Origin of the sequence: Streptomyces marokkonensis, from assembly GCF_039539045.1 — a bacterium.
GTDB classification, from domain to species: domain Bacteria; phylum Actinomycetota; class Actinomycetes; order Streptomycetales; family Streptomycetaceae; genus Streptomyces; species Streptomyces marokkonensis.
Genome location: NZ_BAABCQ010000279.1, coordinates 1 through 5,862, shown reverse-complemented (window position 1 = coordinate 5,862; position 5,862 = coordinate 1). Strand labels below are relative to the sequence as shown.

Here is a 5,862-nt window from a genome sequence, read left to right as displayed (position 1 = left end):
GCGGCTGTGGCACATCGCCACGAGGTCGTCAGCGTATCTGACCAGCACAGGAGCGCCCTTGACCGTCTCAGCGTCACTGCGTGCGCTGGGCCGGTAGCGGACCCCTGCCGCGTGCTCCATTCCGTGCAAGGCCACGTTCATCAGCATGGGGCTGATCACGCCTCCTTGAGGAGTTCCCTCCTCGGTCGGTGTGAACTCGCCGGACTCGATCACGCCGGCCTTCAGCCAGGCCCGGACCATGCCCCGTGCGGGGAAGGTGCCGAGACTGTCGAGAAGGTGATCGTGGTCGATCCGGTCGAATGCCCCGGCCAAGTCCGCGTCCAGGATCCATCGGCGCTTGCTGCGGTTGCCGCAGAGCGTCTTGAAGATGACCTCGATCGCGTCATGGCAGCCCCGTCCGGGCCGGAATCCGTAGGACCTCGGCTCGAACCGGGCCTCCCACTCAGGTTCCAGCGCGTTCTTCACGCGTGCCTGCTGCACGCGGTCCGCGAGCACCGGAATTCCCAGGGGACGCTGTTTCCCGTTCGCTTTCGGAATGAAGACCCGCTTGACCGGCAGGGCTTTGAGGGGTGAGGCGTGGCGGTGCAACCGCTCTGCCAACTCCCCTCGATCGCGGGAGGTCAGAGCGACCACTCCGTCGACGCCTGCCGTCTTGCGGCCAGCATTGCGCTGCGTGGCCTGCCGCACGCTGACAAGCGTGTTGCTTCGGCTCCGCAGCATCAGCTTCTGCAGGTTGCGGACCTTCTTGAGGTCCCCTTCCTTTGTCGCCTTGAAGATCCTCTGCCTCAGTCGCCGTACGTGGTCCTCGTGGGTGCGCCAGTTCATGGCGTCCCAGTCGGGTGCCGCGTCCTCCGGTCCGTTCACTCCGAGGGCCGCCATCGCGAGAGCGAATGCGTGTGCCGTCATCTGTGTCCAGCTTGTCCTTCGGTGCCGGTACTTCAGCTTTGGTGCCTCAAAGGCTCACCCGGTCCACGTCAGCTCCCTTTCGGGCCAGGCATGTGCCTGTATCCGGCCGGTTATGCGGGACGACCGCGAAGGGTGCGGCCGTGGTGTCCCGGTTTCCCGTCGCCTTTCGACGTACCGGCATTCGCTTCTTGGACCGTCCTGCTCCCGCCGGGGAGTTGGGCCTCCCTCGCGGTCGGCTTACCGGGACACGTCCCGGACCCCGACGGGGTTGTCACGTTCCGCATGGTCGAGATCCGACCGGGGTGGGCGCTCTCTGTACCCCGGGGCGGCGGTGTTCTCGCGGCTGGCTCCTAGTCACCAGCCGCCGCCTGCCGTTTCGCAACGGCCAGCCCTGCCCCCAGCGGTTCATCCCATCTCCGGGGGTATCGATGTCGAGGCATCATCGAGAGTTCGCGTGTACTCGCCCGTCCGGCCTTCCCCTTGCCTGTAACCCCCGGATGGAGCGGGAGCCCTTGGGCGTCTTCCCTGAGCTTCGCACCCTGCCGTTACCAGCAACGCACGTCAGAGCGGGGACGGACCTGTGAACACTTATCCGGAGCTACGCTGCTGTCATTGGTCTCAGCCCTCCAATCAGCGTGCTCGCTCGAACCATGCGACTTCGTGTCGCACCAAGGAAGTCGAACCCGTCCGCCATGTGCACCACCTGCGTCTTGGCCTTTGAGAGGCGAAGACCGAGCGGTTGCAGCACGTTGGCGATGTCCTCGCGCAGCGCCTCGACGTCGTCGCGTTCGCCGTCGGTCAGGACGACGAAGTCGTCCGCGTAGCGGACGATTCGCCAGTTCGGACGTCTGGTTGCGCGGCGACGCCTGCGCAGGTGGCTGGTGGCCATCTCCCCGTTCGGTTCCCATGGCCTGGTCAGGTGCTCGTCGAGCGCTGACAGGGCGATGTTCGCCAGGAGTGGGGAGAGGATGCCGCCCTGCGGGGTGCCGGTGAGGGTGTCTTCGCGGTTGTTGTCCTCGGTGAGGACGCCGGCCTTGAGGAACGCCTTGACCAGCCGCAGCACGCGCTTGTCCTTGACTCGTCCTCGCACTCGGTCCATGAGGGCCGTGTGGTCGATCGAGTCGAAGCACGCCTCGATGTCCGCGTCCAGGACCCATCGGTAGCCGTGGGTGCCGTAGAAGTGGATCTCGGCGATCGCGTCGTGTGCCCGTCGCAGGGGCCGGAAGCCGTAGGAGACCGGCTTGAAGTCGGCCTCGAAGATTGGCTCCAGCACCAGCTTGAGAGCTGCCTGGACCACCCGGTCGGCGATGGTCGGGATGCCGAGTTTGCGCACCTTCCCAGTGCCGCCGGGCTTGGCAATCTTGCGTTCGCGCACCGGCAGCGGGCGGAACTCGCCCGATTTGAGTACGTAGCGAAGATCCTCCAGGAACCCGTAAGGGCCGATCTCGCGCTCGACGTTGACGGCGGTGAGGCCGTCCACTCCGGGCGTTTTGGCCCCTTTGTTTCCCGCGACCCGTTCGAGGCTGGGGTGGAACTGGGTGAGCAGGCCGCGTATCCGGTTGGAGGTGCGGGTGGCCTCGGCTGCGAGGTCCTGGTCGAAGCCGACGAGGACGGTGAGTTCGGCGGTGATCTCGTCGGTCAGTTCCAGCGAGCGCAGGGTGTGCGGCATGGTGCGGGCGGCGTCCGCGATCACCGCGGCGTCCTTGGCGTCGGTCTTGGCCTCGCCGGGGTAGAGGTCGGCGATCCGGCGCATGGCCAGTCCGGGCAGGTAGGCCACTTGGCAGCCCGCGTCGCGGGCGACGGTCAGTGGCAGGGCGCCGATCGAGGCGGGCTGGTCGACGATCACCAGGACGGTGCCGAACTCCGCGGTCAGTTTGTCGAAGACGGCCCGCAGCTTCGGCTCGCTGTTGGGCAGCTGCTTGTCGAAGATTTCTTCCCGGCCGGGGTGAGCCCGTGGCCGTGATGAGCACTCTTGCCGACGTCCAGGCCCAGGAACACGCCCACGTCTTCGGTCTCGAACATCGCGCCCCTCCCCAAGGGGTGTTGACGGTGCCGGCCTCGGCTCGGGTGTCGTGCTCGCGCATCCACGTTATGCAGACCTGCCGCCCAACGGGGGGGCGTCCGTCATCGGACAAAGAAGCGGGGCGGGGCGGCGGGCCACCCCGCCCCGTGCTTGTCAGGCGCCCGTGACGTCCTCCTTGATGATGCGCTCGACGTTCCGCTCCGCCAGCGCCGTGATGGTCACGAACGGGTTGGCGCCGATGCTTCCGGGTATGAGCGAGCCGTCGGTCACGTAGAGGTTCTTGTATCCGCTGACGCGGCCGTAGTTGTCGGTGGCCCTGCCCAGGACGCAGCCGCCGAGCGGGTGGTAGCAGAAGTCGTCGGCGAAGGCCTTGATCTGCGGGCCGAAGAGGTCGTAGCGGTAGATGGTGCTGTTCGCCGCGTTGATGCGGTCGAACAGCGCCTTCGTGGCCGCCACCGCGGGCGCGTTCTGCTCCCGGGTCCAGCGCAGGTCCGCCCGGTCATTGGCGGCGTCGTAGACGAAGGTGCCGCGCTCCGGGTTCTTGGCGATGGCCAGGTAAAGGCTGGCCCAGGTCTCGATGCCGGCCGGCATGGGGGCGATCTCGGCGAAGACGGGGCTCTCCGGGTTGTCCCAGTCGTCGATGCCGAGGGCGGGGATCGAGGACTGCCGACTGCCTGTGGTGTTCCACACGTGATTGGCGCGAGCCGTCATGATGTTGCCGTTGGGGCCCCAGCCGCCGCCGATCTCGGGGCTGAGGTCCGCGAGTGTGCCGGTCTCCCGGGCACGCAGCAGCAGTTCGGTCGAGCCGAGGCTGCCGGCGCCGAGGAAGAGGTGGCGGCAGGAGATCTCCTTGGTCGCGAGCAGCCTGCCGTCGGCGTCCTTCTGCTCGACGGTCAGCAGGTACGTACCGTCGTCACGCTGCCGGATCGTCTTGACCTGGTGCAGGGTCTCGATGACAACGTTGCCGGTGCCCAGGGCGGACGCCAGGTAGCTCTTGTCGAGGGAGACCTTGCCGTGGTTGTTGCCGTAGATGACCTCCGCGGCCAGCGCGGACTTTGGTACCGTGCCGTCCTCCTCGCGGCGCATGTAGTCCCAGTCGTAGACGTTGGGCACGAAGGTGGTGCCCAGGCCCGCGTTCGCGGCCTGCTCGCGTCCGACGCGCGCGTACCTGTACCAGTCGGTCTGCTCGAACCAGCCCTCGTCGATGGTCTTCACTTTGAGGCTGGAGTTGGCGCGCGGGAAGTAGGTGCTGTACATCTCGTCGGCGTCGACCTGGGGCAGCACCTCCTCGAAGTACGAGCGGCGCGGAGTGATGGCCATGCCGCCGTTGACGAGCGAGCCGCCGCCGACCCCGCGTCCCACGTACACGGACATCTGGTCGAAGCGGACCCGGTCCAGCACACCCGCGTAGGGCTCGATGTCCCGGTTGACGACGTCGAGCCAGAGGAAGGAGCCCAGCGGGGCCTCGGTGCGGGTCTTGAACCAGCTGGAGCGCTTGTCGGGCGCGAGTGTCCCGGAGAACACGTTGCCGTCGGGACCGGGCTGGTTCCACAGCTGCCCCATCTCCAGCATCAGGGTGGAGACCCCGGCCTCGCCCAGACGCAGGGCGGAAACGGCCGCGCCGTACCCGGTGCCGATCACGACGGCGGGGACGAAGGTGCCGTCGGAGACGCCCGCCGCGGTGGCGGCGGCCGCCCGGGGCGCCGCGGTGATCGTGGTCTGCCCTGCGAGGGCGGCGGCGCCCAAGGCCGTGAGGCCGAGCATGCGGCGGCGCGACAGAGTCTGGCGTGTGCTCACACTGAGCTCCTGAACGTGGGAGGACGATGGGGGGAAGAGGGAACGGGGGCCGGCCGTCGCGGCGTGGGTTCCGCGGCCGGTCACTTCACGAAGTCTTCGACGACCTCGGGCGGCCAGACGCCGAGCTTGAGCGCGCCCATGGAGTAGGCGCGGGAGACCAGCGCGGTGCGGTTGGGTACCTTCAACTTCCGCAGCAGGCAGGTCACGTGGTACTCGACGCCCTGCCGGCTGAGGTAGAGGCTCGCCGCCAGGGGCACCGTGGAGACACCGGCGGCGATACCCTCGAGGATGCGGGCGTCCATCGCGGAGAGGATCTTCTCGCGCTTGGCCACCACGCGCGTCGCCTCTCCGTCACCGGCCGTGGGCATCATCACCAGTATCGTTGTCGAGTCGGGCGGACCGCCGCGCACCGCGACCGCGGTGAGGGGGACGGTGAAGGCGGATTCCTCGCCCGGGCCGAGGGCGAGGACGGGCGTGACGAACCGTTGGTGCTTGCCTTCCAGCAGCTTGGAAAATCGGCGCACCAGCGGCTGCTGCGCACTCGGGTGCACCACGTCGCGAAAATTTCGGCCGCAAATGTTCCCGGACGATCCGTTGAATTGCCGGAAAAACTCATGGTTCGCCTGCTGGATGGTGAGCGTGCCATCGAGGCTCGCCATGCACAGGCCTGGAGCTGCAAGTGCCGGACTGAGCAAGAGAGGGCTCCCTGTCGGAAATGTGACGCGAGACCGATTTGGAGGGCTGGTGGGCGGCCGTCATGGCCGCCGGCCAGGGCGTCATCGACCCGGTACCAGCAATCTCTTCAAACTTTCGAACATGATGCGTCACAACCCTTGCGAGATCTTGTTCGAGCCGCTAGTCGCCCCTTGCCGCCGCCCGCCACCATTTCCGGCTTCCTCGCCGGAATCCTTGCCGGTCGCCTGCCATTTCCTTGTCGATCGGGAACACCCTGCTCAGGGCGATTTCCCGGTGTCGCGACCGGCGAGGAGGGACGGACGGACTCCGACCGGCAGACGCGGGCCCCCGGCGGCCTTGCGCCGCGCCCCGGTCCGGCCACCCGGCCGTCCACGGCCGTCCACGGCCGGACCGGGCGTACAGGTCGGCGGAGGGACGGGCGGATAGACCTTTTCTCCTGC

Annotated in this window: 4 protein-coding genes and 1 pseudogene; all 5 read right to left on the bottom strand. The window is 67.7% G+C overall.

Going from position 1 to position 5,862, the window contains the following annotated elements:
• Positions 1–906, bottom strand: a 906-nt coding sequence (locus ABEA26_RS34625) for a reverse transcriptase N-terminal domain-containing protein (RefSeq protein ID WP_425587954.1), incomplete at its 3' end; no start/stop codon positions are given.
• Positions 907–1,504: 598 nt separating this feature from the next.
• Complete coding sequence (locus ABEA26_RS34620) at positions 1,505–2,386, bottom strand: reverse transcriptase domain-containing protein (RefSeq protein ID WP_345597863.1); 882 nt, start codon at positions 2,384–2,386, stop codon at positions 1,505–1,507.
• Between the two features lie 24 nt (positions 2,387–2,410).
• Positions 2,411–2,928, bottom strand: a pseudogene (locus ABEA26_RS34615) (IS110 family transposase); the annotation flags it as partial.
• A gap of 154 nt (positions 2,929–3,082) precedes the next feature.
• The gene (locus tag ABEA26_RS34610; RefSeq protein ID WP_345597861.1) at positions 3,083–4,693 is read right to left on the bottom strand and encodes a GMC oxidoreductase; all 1,611 of its coding nucleotides are present in this window, start codon (positions 4,691–4,693) and stop codon (positions 3,083–3,085) included.
• Between the two features lie 113 nt (positions 4,694–4,806).
• Positions 4,807–5,385, bottom strand: coding sequence for a LuxR C-terminal-related transcriptional regulator (locus ABEA26_RS34605; RefSeq protein ID WP_345597859.1), 579 nt, complete (start codon positions 5,383–5,385; stop codon positions 4,807–4,809).
• Positions 5,386–5,862: the final 477 nt, after the last annotated feature.